Here is an 18,034-nt window from a genome sequence, read left to right as displayed (position 1 = left end):
GGTGAAAAGAAGAGTCTATGAATGATTTTGGTTTGGAAAAATATTCTTCATAGGAAAATATTATATTGTTATATTTTAATTTAATGATACAATATTTAAACATCGTTTTTGACATGATATAGATTTACTTAAAGATGTCGATTTTGGAAAAACAGAAGGTAAGGTATTAGGTAAAGAGACATGTTGTTTATAATGAACGTTAATCCTGTATTATAATTTAGGAGAAATATATTAAGTAAGGAGTTTTTTTATGCTGAAATGGGCTAAGTGGATTGCCATGTTTGTGATTTTTATCTGTAGTATTTTAACTATCGACGCTCTTGTTGGTAGCAAAAAAGGTATAAAAACCATTACAGCAGCAGTTGAGGAATTCACTGCGGATAAAAAAATATAGGAAATCAAAAAGAAGTAAAGCAAGGAGCCGAAACAAGTGATTATAAACATTTAGACAAGCAGCATTATGCATGGGTAATGGATGATTATTTAAAGGACCTATCTGATGTGGCGACCCGATTTAGAATTTTAGAGGCTGATGCAGAAATTAAGGGTACTATAAACAAATCGTGGGTTTCAGAAGTAGGCGATGTTTTCTATAAAATGTCTTATCTCATCTCAAGTGTACGATATGTAGAACCCCCAACAGAATTAAAGGGTCTACATTCATCTATTTTAAAGGCGATGGATAACTTGCAATTTGTTATAGACAACTATGGAGATGCTGCGAGCCAAACAGATTTAGCGAAATTAGACAAATGTTTAAAATCGTTAAGAATTGCTAGGGATACAATAGACGAGGCGCGTAGTGAATTATCCACTTACGAATAATTATCATAAAAACCAATTAGTATTACATAACATCCTCAGAAGTATATATGAAGTTTAGCGTTTTCTTTGTAGTTAAGGGAACAGTAATCTCAAAGGTATCAATTCTAATGTTTGGTACATGCAAGAGGATAGTAAGGAATGGAAGGTAGGAAAGATCAACGCTGTTGAGTACATGGATAAGGCTGGCATGAAGAAAGCGACATTTTACAAGAGAATGAGGGAATACGAGGAATTTAAATCATTAATATTATATAAATGGATTTTATAATTTTGTTGTTTGAAAATGCAACCACAGTCAGTAGAGAGGATATAGTCGTCTGTGTAGCAACGGAACCAAAACTTACGTTAAGTATTAGCGGACATAAAAGACCGATTTTGAATGTTTTGATGTCCGCTAATGCTTATAGCGTGATTTGGTTCTATTGCTATACAAAGGCCATCATCACCATACTGAATAAAGTGAACAAAATATAAATTTGATTCATAAGTAAGAGGAAGGCACCTTAGGGTGTCTTTTTATTTTGGATTTTTTTTAGAAAATATTTGAAATATAATACAACGAATTATATTATTGTTTGTATATGATTTTAAATAATTCTGAAATTTGGCAGGGGGAAACAACAATGAAATTAGGAAAAATAGCATTAATTGGAGCGTTAACATTTAGTGGGTTTACTGCAGTAGAAATGAGTAAGCCTACCTCACAAGCAGCTGCAGCTTACTCAGATCCACTTAATGATGATTGGGGATTCAAAACCATTATGGATTTACAAAATTCAGAGGAAAGTACATACCAACCTGATTGGAAGATTGGGAATTTAATAACTGGTGATACATTTTACTTAACACAGCACTTTGGTAGGGAACATTTTGGTGCGCAAATGGAAATTTATAAAATCCACACAAATGGTACCCTAGAACGATTCCAAACAATACAACCAGAATTCATTCCTGGAACAGAAATTTGGCAAACACCTATCACAGATAGCTATACAAGTGGTAATTATGTCGCTGTAATTAAATATCGTGGTGAATTCACGTATTCAAATCAATTTACAATCAATTAAGGATGTAAACACATTAGAAAAAGGCACCTTAGGTGTCTTTTTTATGCATAAAAAATCCTCATCTTCCTATAGAAAAGATAAGGCCTTTATATATTATTTATTATCCGATTTATAAGTTTTATTATAAACACATTTAGCTTCTCCAAAAAGACCACCGGTGTCCCATTCTCCACCATAATGAGCACAATTTAAAGGTGTACGATCGTTTCGCATACTTGGATTTTTAGGTGATTCATAGCCATCATTTACAATACTACCAACAATAAATATCCCTCCAATTACAAATACCACAGCAACGATTAATAGTATCTTCCCATTAGAACCAGTAACAATGTCGTTTACAACTTCTTTTGCTTCTTGTTGAGTTTCACCTTTTGAAAATAATGAAAGAATAATAGATATGATAAATATGAAAAATAGCACAATTATAAATATCATTATTTATAATTGTGCTATTTGTATACTTTTAATTTCCTTATACGTTTTAAGCTAAGGTATTTGAAATCATAGTGATAATAAATATATCCCCCCGATTAGAAGTGCCGCAGCAACAATTAATATTATTACTCCATCCGGACTATTAAGAATTTCTTTTATATGTTTTTTTGCTATTTGCTTAGTTTCTCCACTTGAAAAGAGATAAACAATGGAATGGAGAATTAGTAAGAAAAATGCCGTAATTACCTCTAACATGGCTTATGTACCTCCCTAATATATGTGTGCGTTATTAATTAGCCAATAATTTCCTTATACATTATATCAGCTAGGGTACATAAAGATATAGCGAATTATTTATATAAATTATTTTATTAATCGACATCGCATTACTATAGGATTACTCAAGTCGGAAGAAGGCACCTTAGGGTGTCTTTTCTTTTGTCCATTACTCATTGATTTTTTATGTTCATTTGTTATAATTATTACTACAGTAGTATTACAGTAATATCTTGGGTATATAATAAAAGAAGAGATGCTCGATACATCTCTTCTGGTAACTGTTGTCGTAAGGCGGGTAGTTACTAAATAAAGTTATTTTCTTTTTCTAGAACTTCCCTTTTGCTTCCGACGGCGTAGGGAGGTTCTTTTACGTTTTTTGCTAATATTACTCACCAGTTTGTTTCCATAACCGGTAACAAGAATTGTCAAAAATACTTTCAACAAATCCTGTAGCAAAGACAGTAAATATTCCATCATAGGAGTCACCTCCTTTCCCTCTATATAAAAAAAGAGAAAGGACAGCAACCAACCACCCTACGTCATACAGTTAAATCTATTCTATCATACTAGTACAATCTCACCAATATAAACAAGACCACCATTATTGATAGTCTTTTTAGGTAGATTTAGAACAATTAATTATATCGTGATTAATATATAATAATTTCGCCTTATGACCTTTATCATAAACTATTACATGGTATATATTTTTTGTACCACGCTTTGTTAATGTATTTAACCTTCGTAGGTGTTGAAGGTTTAGAACTATCCTTTAGTATAGTCATATCATTAGAACATCCTGCGGTATTTAGACAGAATGTAACTAATAAACATGATAGTAATAATTTATTCACATGATCACTTCTAATTCTTTATTAGTTAACATTTTTTCATGAAATACGTTCTTTACTAATTTTACATTACATTAAAGTTCAGAAAATATTCTTCTACTCATAAATTGTTACATTTGATCTAGGGGAACTCTGTTAATAATAAAAGTCGCTCTAGTCGAAGAAAGGCATCCTATTACTGATAAAGGTAAAACTGTTAGTTATCTAATTTTCCCAGTCATTATGTATTTGATGTATGTAACAAAGGAACTAATAGCAGAAAATGAACTGAAAGGTACATAAATGGGGACAATCTGGAAATAGATCTTTTGGTTATTTATTGTACTATAGTTTTTCTACAAAAAAAAGGTATGTGCCGAGACTAGATTATTAAAATTACAATGTAGGGGGCTGGGGAGGGAGTTAAAACAGGGTGATAAAAAAGAGTTTTAGAAAATATACCTGTGACAATTTAGAGTGTCATAGGTGTACTAATATTGTTTTGTATATTAAGTTAAAATACTATAATAAATTTTCCTTCTTTAATTTATAAAGAAATTTCACCTTCATTAGCTAATAATGTAGGGCCAATCTATATGGAAAATATGTTCAAACCTTTACTTGAACATGGCAATGTTTATACTTTCAAATTCAAGAAGTCTAAACTTAGTGTGTGATCAAACTGAAAACATCCTCATAAAACCTAGTTTTAGTCATTGGTTTAATATGAATTATATTTCTTTACAGAAAAACTACCTGCATAAATCGTTCTAGCTGTCTAGAATAAATTCCTGTTGCCTCGAACACAATTTCAGGTAATTTACCAGTTTTCTCGGTAAGCTCATATATCTTTTTTTGTAGCTCTTTAAAATCAGGCTTCAAATGTTGGATTTCCTTTTCAAAGATACATTGTTTTTGTGCATTATAAATCACCATATAACTTTTACCCATACTGATATCAAAAGCAATTACGTGTCTCATAAAGTTCCTCCTGATGGAAAATTGAAGTCTTCATCTTACACTTATCGATTCCCATTTCTTATACACGATCTCGAGGACCAACATACTAAAAACTAATTCAAATAAGGTAAGTGAAGAAGGTCAGTTTTTTTTACGGATTCAAAATCCCAAAGCACCCACGACCCTTTCTTCACTTCTACTATATAAAAAATAGTAGTGCGAACCAATGCCTTGGTCTACACTACTAATCTTAGTATGTTTTCTTTGTTATATAGAAATTACACAATAATGAACAGATTTAACACCTAAAAAGAAATTGGGTATAAGCACATTATTTTTAGAGATACATATTATATATCATGAAAAACTTCTTTGTTTTTCAAATAACGGACAGAATGATGTGAACGAAACTCGCAGCAATAGTACATAAAAAGTTCGCCTTAATTGGTGAACTTTTTATTTTGGACCAAATGGACATTGGTAAAGGAAATAAGAGGTGACTTTAACACTGGATGTCTTGTATGTCGTTAAGGAAAGGTCAGCGTAATAGACGGAAAAGATAAGGTTTCTAAAGCCTAATATGTCTCCACATTCCTAATAAGATAATAAACGAAATGCCTAAAATGAGAAAATTGATATTCTCAAGTGAAGGTGTATAATTTTTTGCCTTGAATTCCTTTTATAACTTTTAAATTGATGAATATGTGAATTCTTTCTTCCAAAGAATTCGATATCTACAGAAAGGGATTTAAGGTTATTGTAAGGTAAATGAAAGTTACCTGAAAGAATCTCAGTTTAATATAAAATTATGAATTATCACAGGAGGGATGAAATAATGTTAAAGAAACTAGGAATAGGTTTAGTAACTTCCATAATTTTGTTGAGTACAAATGGTATTGCTGATGCATCTACTAACAGCGTACATGTAAAAAATGAAATGATATCTAAGAGCACAAAAAAGTGCAGTGACTGTTGGCGTGTTGGTCAATCTAGAACAGAAGATGGAGTTGCAGCAAAGCATACAACAATAGATGGAGAAAAAGTTGTCAAATATACAGTACAGGGCAATGGAAAGGTTAGAATGGATGTCATTGGTAAAGGATTTGCTGAAATTAAAGTAACTAGGGAGAATGGGAAAAGTGTATATTATCAGTTTGAGGTAATTTAATTAGTAATCAAATATAGGTTTTCATTTTAGAACGTTGCCTTCCTATAATGAGGAAGGCTTTTATTATTACATAAATAGGATAAAATAATAGTTCGCTAAATTGGCTAGGAACATAACTAAAAATGTCAGAGGAAATTTAGTAAATTGTTTCACATGAATCATCTTCTCTTGTTTGGATTAATACATATTAAAGTTTATTCTTTGCTTTGCTTTTCTTTTATAAGAAAAAATAATGTATTTTTTCATTTTATTTTAAGGAGTATTTTGTTTGCTTATCTTGATAGCAATGTGGTGTCCCACTTATCATTATGACATTTGCACTGGCTATGGCTAAAAATGAATATAATAAGATTTTCTATGTAAAAGAAAAAATCTTAATTAGTTAAATTAGAATTATTTCTATAATTTAGATAGATGAGATGAATAGGTAGTTTAATTAGTTGACTATTTGAGCTGCATATTGTTCTAAATTTGCGAGTGGCTCCCAAAAAGAAGGAATCGTGGACGTACCACATGATAAAGTGAGAAGCTTTAAAATGTTTACCTTCGTCTAAATACAAGTTATACATACATATATTGATCTTATTAAGATATATATTACACATAATATTATGTTAAAGGTGGCGAATTGTATCATGAAAGATTTTGTTCTCGAAAAAGAAAACATTATTCGTAAATATGGTGAATGGACCGCTTATGATATTAAATTAACGGATACTCTATATACAAGAGATATTCGACAACCAAATCCTGCATTAAAAAAAATTGTGACAATGATTCAAGATATCACACAATGTGATTTTAAAAATCTTCGAATCTTAGATTTAGCTTGTTTAGAGGGGCATTACGCTATTGAGTTTGCTATGCAAGGAGCAACTGTTGTAGGGATAGAAGGAAGAGAATCAAACATACAAAAAGCTATATTCGCTAAAGATTTATTAAGGTTGGAAAACTTAACCTTTTATCAAGATGATGTAAGAAATTTAAGTGCTGAAAAATATGGTCATTTTGATATTGTTTTATGCTCTGGTATTTTATATCATTTAGACTGCTCAGATGTATTCCCCTTTTTAGAAAAAGTGTATGAAGTATGCAAAAGGTTTGTAATAATTGATACTCATATCACTTCTACTCCTAATGTATCAGTACTTTATAAAACTTATGAATATAAGGGACACAAAATGCTAGAACACTCTGCTAATTCATCAATAGAAGAACGTTTAAAATCAAAATGGGCATCATTAGATAACGTTACTAGTTTTTGGATGACAAAATCCTCTTTATACAATTTTTTAACGCGAACAGGTTTCTCTTCTATAAATGAATCCAGAAGTTTAGTTCAAGAAGATAGGATTACTGTTGTAGCTTTTAAGAAATATCCTATAGAAATTAAAAGCTCTCCTGAAACAGAAAAATACATTGAACCCGATTATTTAGAATGCTAAAAATAACACTATATGTCATTCAAGTTAAAATCGTAAAGTATCCCTAAACAAAATTATCAATTCTCCAAAACCTAATTATATAAATGCAATCCGTTGTTTCCGTTTTGGGATACTATATAGTTGTAGATAGTGATGGAATAGCACCGCATTACTATCAACTTAAAGAAATACTTCCGAAAACAAAAAATGAAAAGAATAATAAAAAAGCTTATCATTACGTGTTAAAAGATAAGCTTTTTTATTTTAGGGTAATTACAAGTATTGAAATTCTTTTAATACTCTCATAATAAACTTAAAGATGCTCTTTTCGACCTTGTAAAATTAACCCTTCATTATTTAAAAGCGGTGATATACCAAATAGCAACAACATTTCCATTTTTATCGAGTACTCTGCCTTCAGCGGCTCCTTCTTCATATGCTGTTACTACACCAGTTTTAGGGTTTACATAAATTTTATTTTCACTAAATAATACATATTTGTATTGTTTTCCGCTTGGCGTCATTGACCAAGGTTTCCCCACTTTAATGTGCATAAATTCACCTTGCACGTCAGATACTTGATAAACCGATTTTGTTGATTCTTGATTGTTTACTGCAGCGTGAGTTTTAGTAGTAGCAAAAGTTCCTAAACCTCCAATTCCAATGGTAGCTGCTAACGCAATTCCAACAAGTTTTTTCATGTGATAATGCCTCCTTTTTTAATTCATACCTGTATATTAAACGGTTAGTCTTTCATGTCACTTTCATTTACCTTACAATAACCTTAAATTGATTTTTGAAAATTCTGACTGATGCGAGGGAGAGTATGAAAAAAAATATATTAATTGTTGATGATGACAAAGATATTATTGATCTTTTAAAGCTTTTTTTAGAAATGGAAAATTTTTTTGTTGTAGAGGCTTCAAATGGCGAAGTTGCCTTAAAGTGTCTAGAAGAAAATCATATTGATTTAGCTATCGTTGATATTATGATGCCTAAAATGGATGGTTACCAATTAATTAAAAAGATTCGTGAGACGTTACAATTCCCAATACTTATATTGTCAGCCAAATCTCAAGAAGTAGATAAAATTATAGGTTTAGGGATTGGAGCAGATGACTTCATTACGAAGCCATTTAGTGCTTTAGAAATTATAGCTAGAGTTCAAGCTCACCTTAGAAGGTCCTATGAATTTAATGATAAGGCTGTAGAAGGTAAGGAGAAGCAAATTCATATGGGTGATTTAGTATTAGATCATCATTCTTGTACACTCTATAAATCAAGCGAATCCATTTCTCTCAGTGCTACGGAATATAAAATCTTAACCCTTTTTATGGGGGAACCAGGGAGAATATTTACTAAAAAACAAATTTTTGAAAATGTATGGTCTGATTATTACTGTGCAGATGATAATACGATTATGGTTCATATTAGTAGACTACGAGAGAAATTAGAGGATTCTCCTAAGAATCCAGTTTATATAAAAACGATCCGGGGACTTGGGTATAGATTTGCTAGGAAGGAAGAACTTTATGAAAAATAAAGTTTTATATATCTTAATTAAAAATTACGTTATATTTGCACTAGCAATAGGTTTCACGGTGATAATCTTATTTATATTTTTGATGTATCAAACAGAAAAGCAACTAGGAAAGCTAAATAATTTAAAGGCAAGTGAAGTAGTTCGTGAAAACTTTAAAACTATTAATGCAGAATCAATAGAATCATTTGGTGGTTGGGTAGAAATTCTTAATGAAAATTTACAAGTTATCTATACCAAAGGGGAAAAGAAGGATAAGCTTTTATCATATTCACAAAGAGAATTTGCTACTTTATTTTTTGATAATGATAAGCTTCCTTATTATTCATCTGTAGCAACATTTGTAACGAAAAAAGGTGAAACATTATATTGCCTTGTTAAGGTTCCTAAAAAAGCAATAAAGTATGAATATACGTTTTCTGATAAAAATGAGGAATACGTATATGTTTTTTATAAGGTATTGCTTACTACAATCGTTTTATTTTTTGTATTTTTCTCTATGAATGTATATATATTTAGTAGGCAAATTGCTAGGAAAATAACCAGGCCATTGGATAAACTAGCAACTGGATTTGAGGAAATTGCTAGTGGGAAATATGATAAAAGGTTAAACTATGAAACATATTTTGAGTTAATGCAAATACAGCATTCGTTTAATGTTATGTCTGAAAAACTCGATAAAATAGAGAAAGAGAAGAAGAGGTTGGAAGAAACCAAGCAGAAGATGCTTGTAGATTTGTCTCATGATTTAAGGACACCAATTACAACTGTTCAAGGTTATATTGAAGCATTACAACTAGGGATCATTACAGAAAAAAGTGAAAGAGAAAGAACTTTGAATGTAATATATAATAAGATTCGAATCATTGCGGTATTAACTGAAGATATTTTTGAACTGTCTAAATTAGAGCATTCTGATTACCCTTTTGAAGTACATCCAACTGATGTATCTGAGTTTATTCGTGAATTGCTTGTAGAATATTATGATTTATTTCAAGCGAAGCGCTTAATCCTTCAATATCAAATTCCCTCTAAAGAAGTGATTGCTCCAATTAACAACAGATTACTATACCGTGCTATCTCTAACATAATATCTAATGCCCTACAGTATAATACGGCAGGTACAACCGTGTTTGTATCGTTAATTGAGGATGAAAGCAAAGTATATATAAACATTATAGATAATGGAATTGGAATACCTGAGGATATGAAACAGAGTATTTTTGATGCATTTGTTCGAGTAGATGATTCTCGAGAAAATAATGGGGGATCAGGTCTTGGATTAACTATTGCTAAGCATATAGTGGAGAAACATGGAGGGAAGATTAGTTTAGAGAGTGCAAAGAAACGTACAATTTTTTGTATTTCTTTGCCTAAATTGAATGGGTAGGTATTTTATCTTTTTTGAGGCATTTCTTTTTATCATTTTAGCCAAGAAGACTCCTTCCTCAAGAAGCGTGAAGGTTCACAGCCCAGTGAGTAGGTGGGAGATGAATTGGCTTCGAACAAGGGATGGCAGGAAGCCATCTTAATTGTTCGACATACAGAAAGTGTTACTCCACTACCTATCGAATGTATGTTTGGTGTATAATAGTCATATACCAAAATGGAGGTGAATCAAATAATGATTAATAAAGCCTATAAGTTTCGTATCTATCCAAATCAAGCACAAGCAATTCTAATCAACAAAACGATTGGGTGTTCTCGCTTTGTATTCAATCATTTCCTATCCTTATGGAATCATGCATACAAAGAGACAGGAAAAGGCTTGACCTATGGTACATGCTCTGCCAAACTACCTGCCATGAAGAAAGAGCTTGTTTGGCTAAAAGAAGTGGATAGTATTGCGATTCAGTCGTCTGTTCGCAATCTTGCGGATGCTTATACGCGCTTTTTCAAAAAACAAAACAGCGCACCGCGCTTTAAATCTAAGAAGAACAACGTACAATCTTATACCACAAAACAAACAAATGAAAACATTGCCGTTGTAGGGAACAAAATAAAGTTGCCGAAACTAGGTCTTGTTCGATTTGCCAAAAGTCGCGAAGTAGAGGGGCGTATTGTAAATGCTACAGTTAGATGGAACCCTTCTGGTAGATATTTTGTGTCACTATTAGTTGAAACAGAAGTACAAAAACTTCCGAAAACACATTCTTACATTGGAATAGATGTAGGACTAAAAGATTTCGCTATTTTGTCAGATGAAACACACTATGAAAATCCGAAGTTTTTCCGATCATTAGAAGATAAGTTGGCGAAAGCACCGCGTGTTCTTTCTAGAAGAATGAAAGGATCTTCTCGCTGGAATAAACAACGAGTAAAGGTAGCTAGAATTCATGAATACATATCAAATACTAGAAAAGATTACTTGGACAAAATTTCAACTGAAATCATCAAAAACCACGATGTTATCGGTATAGAGGATTTGCAAGTATCGAATATGTTAAAGAATCATAAGTTAGCAAAAGCAATTAGTGAGGTATCTTGGTCGCAATTTCGATCCATGTTAGAATACAAAGCAAAATGGTATGGCAAACAAGTCATTGTCGTATCGAAAACATTTGCTTCCAGCCAATTATGTTCTTGTTGTGGATATCAAAATAAAGACGTTAAAAATCTAAACCTACGTGAATGGGACTGTCCTTCTTGTCGTACAAACCATGATAGGGATATTAACGCAAGTATCAATCTAAAGAATGAAGCGATAAGGATTCTAACCGCAAGGACTGCGGGGTTAGCCTAATCAATTAGAGTTCGATAGAACTCTTTACTTAGGAATCCCTCACTTCTAAACGAAGTGAAAGTGGGGGTAGTTCAAGGGGGAAGAAGTATAGAATCCAAGCCTTTTCTGTTCTTCTTTTTTATGTAAATTTATATTTAAAAGTTTATTTTCAAATTAGAAAAGATTAGGTCCTCAATAGGTTTTGCCCCAGCCATAAACCTTACGTTCAAAAACAAAGGATAATTCAACTATCAAACTCATATAAAATTTTAATCTTGTCTAAGCATCCATTAGGATATACAATTGATCATCTATTTTTCTTTACATAATCTCCAGATACAGTCCATATCAGCTATAGATTCTTGCCTTATGCTAAATGTAATCAAAAAGCAAGTAGATAAAGATAATGACTAAAACATTAACTCTAGATACTTTTTTGATGAATATTACAAATAAACAGGAGGTAATGAAAAATGATTAAAACATTATTAGCAGGAGCATTTTTAAGTACAGGATTATTAGCGGGTGGTGCAATAGGTGCAGATGATGCGAAAACGGACAATTTAAAGTCAAATGAAAATAGTTCGAATCAATGGGTTACAATGAGTGCAGATGGAACAACGTCTTTCTCAAAAAACTTTGATGTACCTAAAGATACAGTGCCAGCATCTAAAGGAGATGTAAAAACTGTTGAAAGAACAGAAGGTACAGGTACAGATTCTCAAGAAGGAAAAATGGTAGAAACAAAAGAAGGTACAGAATCACAACCTGGAAAACATGCAAAAACTGTTGAAAGAACAGAAGGTACAGGTACGGATTCTCAACATGGAAAAATGGTACCAATAAATGAAGAAAATTAAATAATATATAGTTATAACGAAGAGCATCCAAAAAGGGGTGCTCTTTTAATATTAAATGAATAAATTCTTTATGGTTTTGGACAAGCTGTTTTTTATCATTTAGTATTCATTTTCCATTACTATCTGTCAATGGCACCATTTTTTGACTGATTGGATGTTGAGATTTTGGTATATTTAATTTCCTTTAAACTTGCACCTCTAGATTCATGGGAGTTTTTTCCCTCTACTTTCGTAACTTCAAACCTTTTAGTTGTAGTATTGTTTACTCCCTTACTGTTCACTCTACATACAGTAACAAACAAATCTTTAATTGGAGGTCTTTCAATGATAATGGACTTGAAATAGGGGGATATGCTCTGAGAATCTTGTTAATTTTACAGAGTCTCCAAGGGAAGTTACTTTTCCAATTTGGCCTGCTCCTTTATTTTCAATTCATCCTAAACCAAACTCCATAAAAATATTTGTTCCCCATTGCACCCATATCTGCTAGTGGCATAACTTGCTTCGTAACTTCAGTATTTGTTCTTATTCGGTCAATCTCTTCAATTTGTTCTAATAGTTCTAGTTCAACTACATCTGTTGAAGCGATCCTTAATTGAAATTCGGTATGAAAAGCTTCATTCTTATCATTAAGAGCTATCAATTCCTTACTAGAAATATTTGATACATTGAAATATTCTTACATGGTATAATTTTCTTGATGATTTTGGAACTAGAAGGGGTTTAAATGATGGGAAACTTTCAAAGTAATTTTCAAACGGCTACACAAATTGCTACACAAATGAAAAATGCATCGGATACAATTCAAGGTGCGACAAATCGTTCTATAGCAAAGGCGAGCCGTACTACACTATCTGTTAATGCTCAGGCGCAAGAAGCGAATCAACAAATGCTAGATTTGACTAGACAATTTTGTGGGGCCTTTCAACAAGCAATTGATAATATTCATTTAGTAGCTAAGGATTTTGAAAGAATGGATAACGAACTACAAAAGACATTTCGCTAATGTGGCAACCTACGGTAAAGGGAGAAGGGTAGGGAGAATAAGATGAGTCAAGATGTAGAAAAGCAAATAAATGAACTTAATCATGAGTTACGGATAGTATTTGAAAAACAGGATCGAAATCAAACGGAGATTCAAATCCAGGGACAAGCAGAAATGGACTTTCACGAATTGAGAAATCGAAATAATCGTTTATTTAATAGGATTTTAGAAACATGGCATGGTGATAAAGATGTTTCTCATTTTTTTATGAATAAGCTTCAAGAGTCGCAACATATTGAGCGGAAATTAACATTGGAATTGGAAAATCAAAAAGAAACATTACTTAAAGAAAGGCGCAATCTTATTGATTTAGAAACCGACCTTACCTATCGGCAACAGCGATTAAAAAGGGAGGACAAAGCATGAGTTTAAATATGTATTTAGGGGAAGTACAAAATCAGACCCAAAGCATGAATGCTGTATGTGTCACTACTATCCAAGCTATGGAGCAAGCAATCCAATCAATTGATACCTTTGCAACTGATACAGTTTTACAAGGGCAAACATATAGTAGTGCAAAAATATTTTTTGTCCAAACTTTTCGTCCTTTAGCACAAGGTATCATTTATTTATGTGAAGAATTAATCCGTCAAAATGATGCATTTCCAAGCGATTTTCAATCACAAGTTGCTTCCACAGATGTCATTGAACAAGAAATAAGAGAGCAAATTCAAGAAATTAATCGAATGGTAGCAAGTATAGAAGCGATTAGTATTGCTACAGTATTGCCTGGAATAGATGCCATGGTTATTGTTTTAGTCGAGATGAGAAAAAAACTGCAAGAAAAATTAGAGCATCTATATGAATTTAACTATACGTCCAGTAATAACTACCACACAGCTCTTCAACTTGTAGCTAGCCTTACTGCCGGCCTTGCTGAAGTCCAAAGTGGAAAAGGATTTAGTCCTGTAAGTGGTACGTTTAGTACACAAGGATTAAATATGGATTGGACCGTTTCGATCCAAGAAATTGCTGATGAAAGAAAACGTCAAGTTGATAATCTTTTAAAGGAAGGATCAATAGAAGAGGGAGCGGTGTGCAAGAAACCTCCTGAAAAATCTACTTCTGAAAAAATTATAGATGGTATTTTAGCAGGTACGGGTCAAGCAGTTGAAGATACAATAGATGGTATTGTCGCACTTGGTAAATGGGAAACATGGGAGAACATGGGGTACGCTTTTACTCATTTAAATGAAACCTTACCCGCTATGTGGAACACATTATCAGATTCGTTTATTAATGATGTAATAAATGGAGACGCTGAAAGTCGTGCTAAGTGGGGAAGTTATGCTTTTACACAAATTGGACTTGGACTTATTGGTGATAAGGGGATAAGTAAAGTCACTACATTAGCAAAAGGTGCAAAATTCTATACAGGAGTGTCTTCTTTCGCAAATAAATTGCCACTGACTGATCGGTTGGCATTTGCAGGTGCAAGTGGATTTGGAAGCAATCAAATAAAAAGTTTTGAAGTCTTACAAAAAGCTCGTGAAACATTTATGTTTTCTACGACTGGTAGAAAAAGTAGAGTTAAGGATGTACAAGATGTAATTCAGGAATATGCAGATAAAGTACTTGATAGGGTAACTGTAGAAAAGGAATATCCTAATTCTTATACGGCATCTCAAGTGTTACGTGAAGAACTAAAAGATGCTGGAATTGATCCGCCTCCATACCATAATGCCGCACATCATATTGTACCGTGGAACGATGGTAGGGCTGTGGAAATACAAAAATTAATGAAAGAGTTTGAAATAGATCCTAACTCTGCTGCTAACGGAGTATTTTTACCTGGATATCGAGCAATAGATAGTAAATATGTAACTACGGAGGCAATGCATATAGGTAATCATGGACCTGAGTATATAGAATTAGTATATAATACGTTGACAGAGATTAAAGAGTTTGGTGGTACTCAAGCTGATGCTGTTGCAGCGCTCCAAACAATCAGAGAAGGATTATTAGATGGCAGTATAAAACTAAATCAACCAAAGTAATAAAAATTGAGTAAGTAACAGATCCTGTAGGAGGGAAAGTATGAAGATTTGGGAATTAAAAAGTAAGTTTAATAACTATGAGTCTTTCCAGTTATTAAATTTTGAAGAAGATCACAAAAAATATATTGATGGAAAAATAAATTCAGTAACTCATTTAGCAAATTCATGGGGAAATATATATATAGAGTGTATTGAAGGAGATATTCATAGTGATTTCCCTAAATTTTGGGGAGGAACTGGTGCTCCAATGATTAGTGAAAAAGCCAAGCAAGTACTTGAACCTTTAATAGGTGATAATGTTGAATTTTTACCACTCTTACGCAATTCAACTAGTGAGGTATATTACTTGGTCCACGTGTTGAATGTACTAGATGCGATTGATGGTGATAAAGCAATCTTTAAAAAACTGATTACAGGCCTTATAGTAGGTTGTGAAAAGTTCGCATTTGATTTTAATATAGTTCAAAATGAAATGATTTTTAAAGTTTACATAAATGGAAAAATTCATCCGACGGTTGTCTTTATTTCAGACGAGTTGAAGGCTCTTATTGAACAAAGTGAATTAAAAGGTTTTGAATTTATTGAAGTATGGGATTCGGAAGAGGGTGCCTAAATAATCTAATTTAATTAGATACCCCTATATCTAATATAGCAAGAAATAAAAAGCTTATGCAATTGTATAAGCTTTTTATTATAAATAAGTAAAGGTTCAGAAACAACAACATATTACTCAGTAGTAAAGGAGAATCGTTATGAAGATATGGGAATTAAGAAGTTCTTCTGATAACTATGAGTCTTTTCAATTATTAAATTATAAAGAAGATAAAAAGTTTTTTGAAGAGAAGTTCAACTCTACAATAAAACTAATAGATTCATGGAGAAAGTTACCTATTGAATGCTTAGAAGGAGGAAAGACCACTGATTTTCCACACTTCTGGGGAGAAATTGGTGCCCTAATGGTTAGTGAAAAAGCAAAAACATTATTAGAACCTTCAATAGGCCATAATGTTGAATTCTTACCACTTTTACGCGATTCAACTAGTGAGGTATATTACTTGGTCCATGTGTTGAATGTACTAGATGCAATTGATAGTGATAAAGCAATTTTTAAAAAACTGATTACAGGTTTAATAATAGGATGCGAAAAATTCGCATTTGATAGTAATACTGTTCAAAATGAGATGATTTTTAAGGTTTATATAAATGGGAAAATTCATCCCACGGCTGTTTTTATTTCAGATGAATTGAAGATTCTTATTGAACAAAGTGATTTAAAAGGTTTTGAATTTATTGAAATATGGGATTCAGAAGAGGGTGCCTAAATAATCTAATCTAATTTAATTAGATTAGTAATGTGAACCTATATCTAATAGAGTAAAAAATAAAAAGCTTAAGCACATTGAAATGAACTCGAATATTAGTACATGATAAAAACATCACCTGAATTCGCATTCTAATCTTTCTCGTTTTATTTTTTTGCAACGATGAATGAGGAAGAATGCTTATCATGTTTTAAATTAAAATTATATTGGCTAACGTAAAGAATACCAATCATTTACTTCTCCCATCAGCACAAGTAAATGATTGGTACTTCTTGTTAATATCGCTAAGTATTAGCTACGAGCAGAATACTTTATTTCATTCTTTTTTCCCTTACAGTTTGATCTTGTAATCGCTGTTATTCTTTTATTAGTCGATGAACAATTACACGGGTTGGGATTTTATCAGTCATTCCTACATAAGCGTTAGATATTTTGCAGGTTTGTCCAGTCTGAAAAGAGCTTATGAAACCATCCATTATTCACGTTCTTCTTCATATATTTGTACCACAATTATTTTTTTGCTGTTAAAACTAGTTTTTAAGAAGCATATGTTTTAGTAACTGCAGAAATTCTGTATCACTTTTATCATCTTTTATATAATCCTGTTCGTAGTTAAAAATCATTCGTACTAACATAAAAGCTGTAAGCGGTAATGGGACCTTATGCAAAGCTCCTTGCTGATAACCTTTTTCAAGTAAATTACTTATCATGTTAATTGCTTCTTCTTCAGATTGTTTAAAACAAGTTGTAATTTCAGGTGAATGGTACTCTTTATATTCTTGAAAGAGTGTAGAAACAAATGGATCTTGATGATATTCTAGGCTGATATAATGAAGAATTTTTTGTATTCGAAGTAAAACATCTTTTTCTTCTTTATATAAATTAAATAATTGTGAGCGTTTAAGCTGAATATGACGCATATAGCAGTCGCATAATATTTCAGTTTTATCTGTATAGTAATAATAAATAGTACCTTTACCAACTTTAGCTGTCTTTGCAATTTCATCAACCGTTGTGTTACGGACACCACGCATAGAGAACAGTATTGTGGCAGATTGAATGATTTTCATTTTTTTATTTTCTTTTTCTAATTTGATCATTGTCTACACCCTATCCTTGAAATATTTAGCGAAGTTTTCTGTCTTTACATTCTGTATTAGTTCATTTCTAATTTTGTAAATCCTAATAGAAAGTCCTCTATTTGCTTCTTATAGAATAACATACACCATTCTTATTTCTAGTATATAACTATAATAGAATGCAACTGTATCACTTAGGATGAAAATGAAAGTTTAAGGTAATAATTTTTTAATCGGACGATGAGAATTCAAGTGAAAGGGGACGGTGATTTCTTTCTTGAATGAATTATTTGATTTTTTATTCAATTCATTTTATTATATAAACATGACTAAAAGATGTTTTTAGTCGGATTTTTTTACGGAAAACCGACTGATATTTGATTTTAGTCGGTTTCTATACTATTTGAGAGAAGGTAGACACTATGTGTGGAATTGCAGGGTGGATAGACTGGTCTAAAGACCTGTCTCATGAACAAGA

20 protein-coding genes and 2 pseudogenes are annotated in these 18,034 nt (G+C 32.0%); 14 read left to right on the top strand and 8 right to left on the bottom strand.

Annotation, left to right across the window (positions count from 1 at the left end; all coding sequences use genetic code 11):
* The first annotated feature begins 250 nt into the window (after nt 1–250).
* The 3 genes from N2V92_RS00110 to N2V92_RS00100 all read left to right on the top strand — a co-directional run bounded on the left by N2V92_RS00110 (nt 251) and on the right by N2V92_RS00100 (nt 1,892).
* Nucleotides 251–394 carry a hypothetical protein gene (locus tag N2V92_RS00110; RefSeq protein WP_170264963.1) on the top strand — a complete coding sequence of 48 codons (144 nt, stop codon included), beginning with the start codon at nt 251–253 and terminating at the stop codon, nt 392–394.
* A 107-nt stretch (nt 395–501) separates the two neighbouring features.
* On the top strand, nt 502–825 hold the full coding sequence (locus tag N2V92_RS00105) for a hypothetical protein (RefSeq protein ID WP_229145242.1): 324 nt from the start codon (nt 502–504) through the stop codon (nt 823–825).
* A 623-nt stretch (nt 826–1,448) separates the two neighbouring features.
* Nucleotides 1,449–1,892, top strand: coding sequence for a DUF5065 family protein (locus N2V92_RS00100; protein ID WP_170264965.1), 444 nt, complete (start codon nt 1,449–1,451; stop codon nt 1,890–1,892).
* Between the two features lie 93 nt (nt 1,893–1,985).
* Here N2V92_RS00100 and N2V92_RS00095 read toward each other — a convergent pair whose 3' ends face one another.
* From N2V92_RS00095 to N2V92_RS00080, 4 genes and pseudogenes are all read right to left on the bottom strand, one after another.
* A complete protein-coding gene (locus tag N2V92_RS00095; protein WP_097914630.1) occupies nt 1,986–2,330 on the bottom strand; it encodes a hypothetical protein in 345 nt (114 codons plus the stop codon).
* 66 nt (nt 2,331–2,396) lie between these two features.
* Nucleotides 2,397–2,585 carry a hypothetical protein gene (locus N2V92_RS00090; RefSeq protein WP_000895161.1) on the bottom strand — a complete coding sequence of 63 codons (189 nt, stop codon included), beginning with the start codon at nt 2,583–2,585 and terminating at the stop codon, nt 2,397–2,399.
* Nucleotides 2,586–2,921: 336 nt separating this feature from the next.
* Nucleotides 2,922–3,086, bottom strand: a complete 165-nt coding sequence (locus N2V92_RS00085) for a hypothetical protein (RefSeq protein ID WP_165375055.1) — start codon at nt 3,084–3,086, stop codon at nt 2,922–2,924.
* Nucleotides 3,087–4,195: 1,109 nt separating this feature from the next.
* Nucleotides 4,196–4,420, bottom strand: a pseudogene (locus tag N2V92_RS00080) (hypothetical protein); the annotation flags it as partial.
* 814 nt (nt 4,421–5,234) lie between these two features.
* On the opposite strand from N2V92_RS00080, the gene N2V92_RS00075 reads away from it, so the two are divergent.
* A complete protein-coding gene (locus N2V92_RS00075) occupies nt 5,235–5,567 on the top strand; it encodes a hypothetical protein (protein ID WP_000914230.1) in 333 nt (110 codons plus the stop codon).
* Between the two features lie 635 nt (nt 5,568–6,202).
* Nucleotides 6,203–7,012: a class I SAM-dependent methyltransferase gene (locus tag N2V92_RS00070; protein ID WP_140157263.1), complete on the top strand. Its 810-nt coding sequence runs from the start codon at nt 6,203–6,205 to the stop codon at nt 7,010–7,012.
* A gap of 332 nt (nt 7,013–7,344) precedes the next feature.
* Here N2V92_RS00070 and N2V92_RS00065 read toward each other — a convergent pair whose 3' ends face one another.
* Nucleotides 7,345–7,692, bottom strand: coding sequence for a hypothetical protein (locus tag N2V92_RS00065; protein WP_016078288.1), 348 nt, complete (start codon nt 7,690–7,692; stop codon nt 7,345–7,347).
* A gap of 125 nt (nt 7,693–7,817) precedes the next feature.
* Here N2V92_RS00065 and N2V92_RS00060 point away from each other — a divergent pair, with 125 nt between their 5' ends.
* The 4 genes from N2V92_RS00060 to N2V92_RS00045 all read left to right on the top strand — a co-directional run bounded on the left by N2V92_RS00060 (nt 7,818) and on the right by N2V92_RS00045 (nt 12,113).
* Nucleotides 7,818–8,534, top strand: coding sequence for a response regulator transcription factor (locus N2V92_RS00060; protein WP_016078289.1), 717 nt, complete (start codon nt 7,818–7,820; stop codon nt 8,532–8,534).
* A complete protein-coding gene (locus N2V92_RS00055) occupies nt 8,524–9,921 on the top strand; it encodes a sensor histidine kinase (RefSeq protein ID WP_170264968.1) in 1,398 nt (465 codons plus the stop codon). The genes N2V92_RS00060 and N2V92_RS00055 overlap by 11 nt, the downstream gene beginning before the upstream one ends.
* A 234-nt stretch (nt 9,922–10,155) precedes the next feature.
* Complete coding sequence (gene tnpB, locus N2V92_RS00050) at nt 10,156–11,274, top strand: IS200/IS605 family element RNA-guided endonuclease TnpB (RefSeq protein ID WP_340864002.1); 1,119 nt, start codon at nt 10,156–10,158, stop codon at nt 11,272–11,274.
* Nucleotides 11,275–11,726: 452 nt separating this feature from the next.
* A complete protein-coding gene (locus tag N2V92_RS00045) occupies nt 11,727–12,113 on the top strand; it encodes an alpha-ketoglutarate permease (RefSeq protein WP_153603118.1) in 387 nt (128 codons plus the stop codon).
* 427 nt (nt 12,114–12,540) lie between these two features.
* Here the strand turns inward: N2V92_RS00045 and N2V92_RS00040 are convergent, their stop codons facing one another.
* Nucleotides 12,541–12,756 carry a hypothetical protein gene (locus tag N2V92_RS00040; RefSeq protein WP_170265090.1) on the bottom strand — a complete coding sequence of 72 codons (216 nt, stop codon included), beginning with the start codon at nt 12,754–12,756 and terminating at the stop codon, nt 12,541–12,543.
* 84 nt (nt 12,757–12,840) lie between these two features.
* Here N2V92_RS00040 and N2V92_RS00035 point away from each other — a divergent pair, with 84 nt between their 5' ends.
* From N2V92_RS00035 to N2V92_RS00015, 5 genes are all read left to right on the top strand, one after another.
* Complete coding sequence (locus tag N2V92_RS00035) at nt 12,841–13,119, top strand: TIGR04197 family type VII secretion effector (protein WP_074790097.1); 279 nt, start codon at nt 12,841–12,843, stop codon at nt 13,117–13,119.
* Nucleotides 13,120–13,161: 42 nt separating this feature from the next.
* Nucleotides 13,162–13,524: a DUF3958 family protein gene (locus tag N2V92_RS00030; RefSeq protein ID WP_074790096.1), complete on the top strand. Its 363-nt coding sequence runs from the start codon at nt 13,162–13,164 to the stop codon at nt 13,522–13,524.
* Nucleotides 13,521–15,155 carry an AHH domain-containing protein gene (locus N2V92_RS00025; protein ID WP_170265088.1) on the top strand — a complete coding sequence of 545 codons (1,635 nt, stop codon included), beginning with the start codon at nt 13,521–13,523 and terminating at the stop codon, nt 15,153–15,155. Before N2V92_RS00030 ends, N2V92_RS00025 begins: the two co-directional genes overlap by 4 nt.
* A gap of 40 nt (nt 15,156–15,195) precedes the next feature.
* Nucleotides 15,196–15,768 (top strand): imm11 family protein, encoded by a 573-nt coding sequence (locus tag N2V92_RS00020; protein ID WP_016078296.1) that lies wholly within the window; start codon nt 15,196–15,198, stop codon nt 15,766–15,768.
* Between the two features lie 139 nt (nt 15,769–15,907).
* Nucleotides 15,908–16,477, top strand: a complete 570-nt coding sequence (locus N2V92_RS00015; RefSeq protein WP_016078297.1) for an imm11 family protein — start codon at nt 15,908–15,910, stop codon at nt 16,475–16,477.
* Between the two features lie 126 nt (nt 16,478–16,603).
* Here N2V92_RS00015 and N2V92_RS00010 read toward each other — a convergent pair.
* Nucleotides 16,604–16,953 (bottom strand): annotated as a pseudogene (locus N2V92_RS00010) (IS4 family transposase); the annotation flags it as partial.
* Between the two features lie 54 nt (nt 16,954–17,007).
* Complete coding sequence (locus tag N2V92_RS00005; protein WP_229145349.1) at nt 17,008–17,577, bottom strand: TetR/AcrR family transcriptional regulator; 570 nt, start codon at nt 17,575–17,577, stop codon at nt 17,008–17,010.
* Nucleotides 17,578–18,034 lie beyond the last annotated feature (457 nt).

This window comes from Bacillus sp. CH_48 (assembly GCF_038008465.1).
Lineage (GTDB): Bacteria > Bacillota > Bacilli > Bacillales > Bacillaceae_G > Bacillus_A > Bacillus_A thuringiensis_S.
The sequence above is the reverse complement of the archived record's forward strand: the minus strand, read 5'-3'. Positions and strand labels throughout refer to the sequence as shown.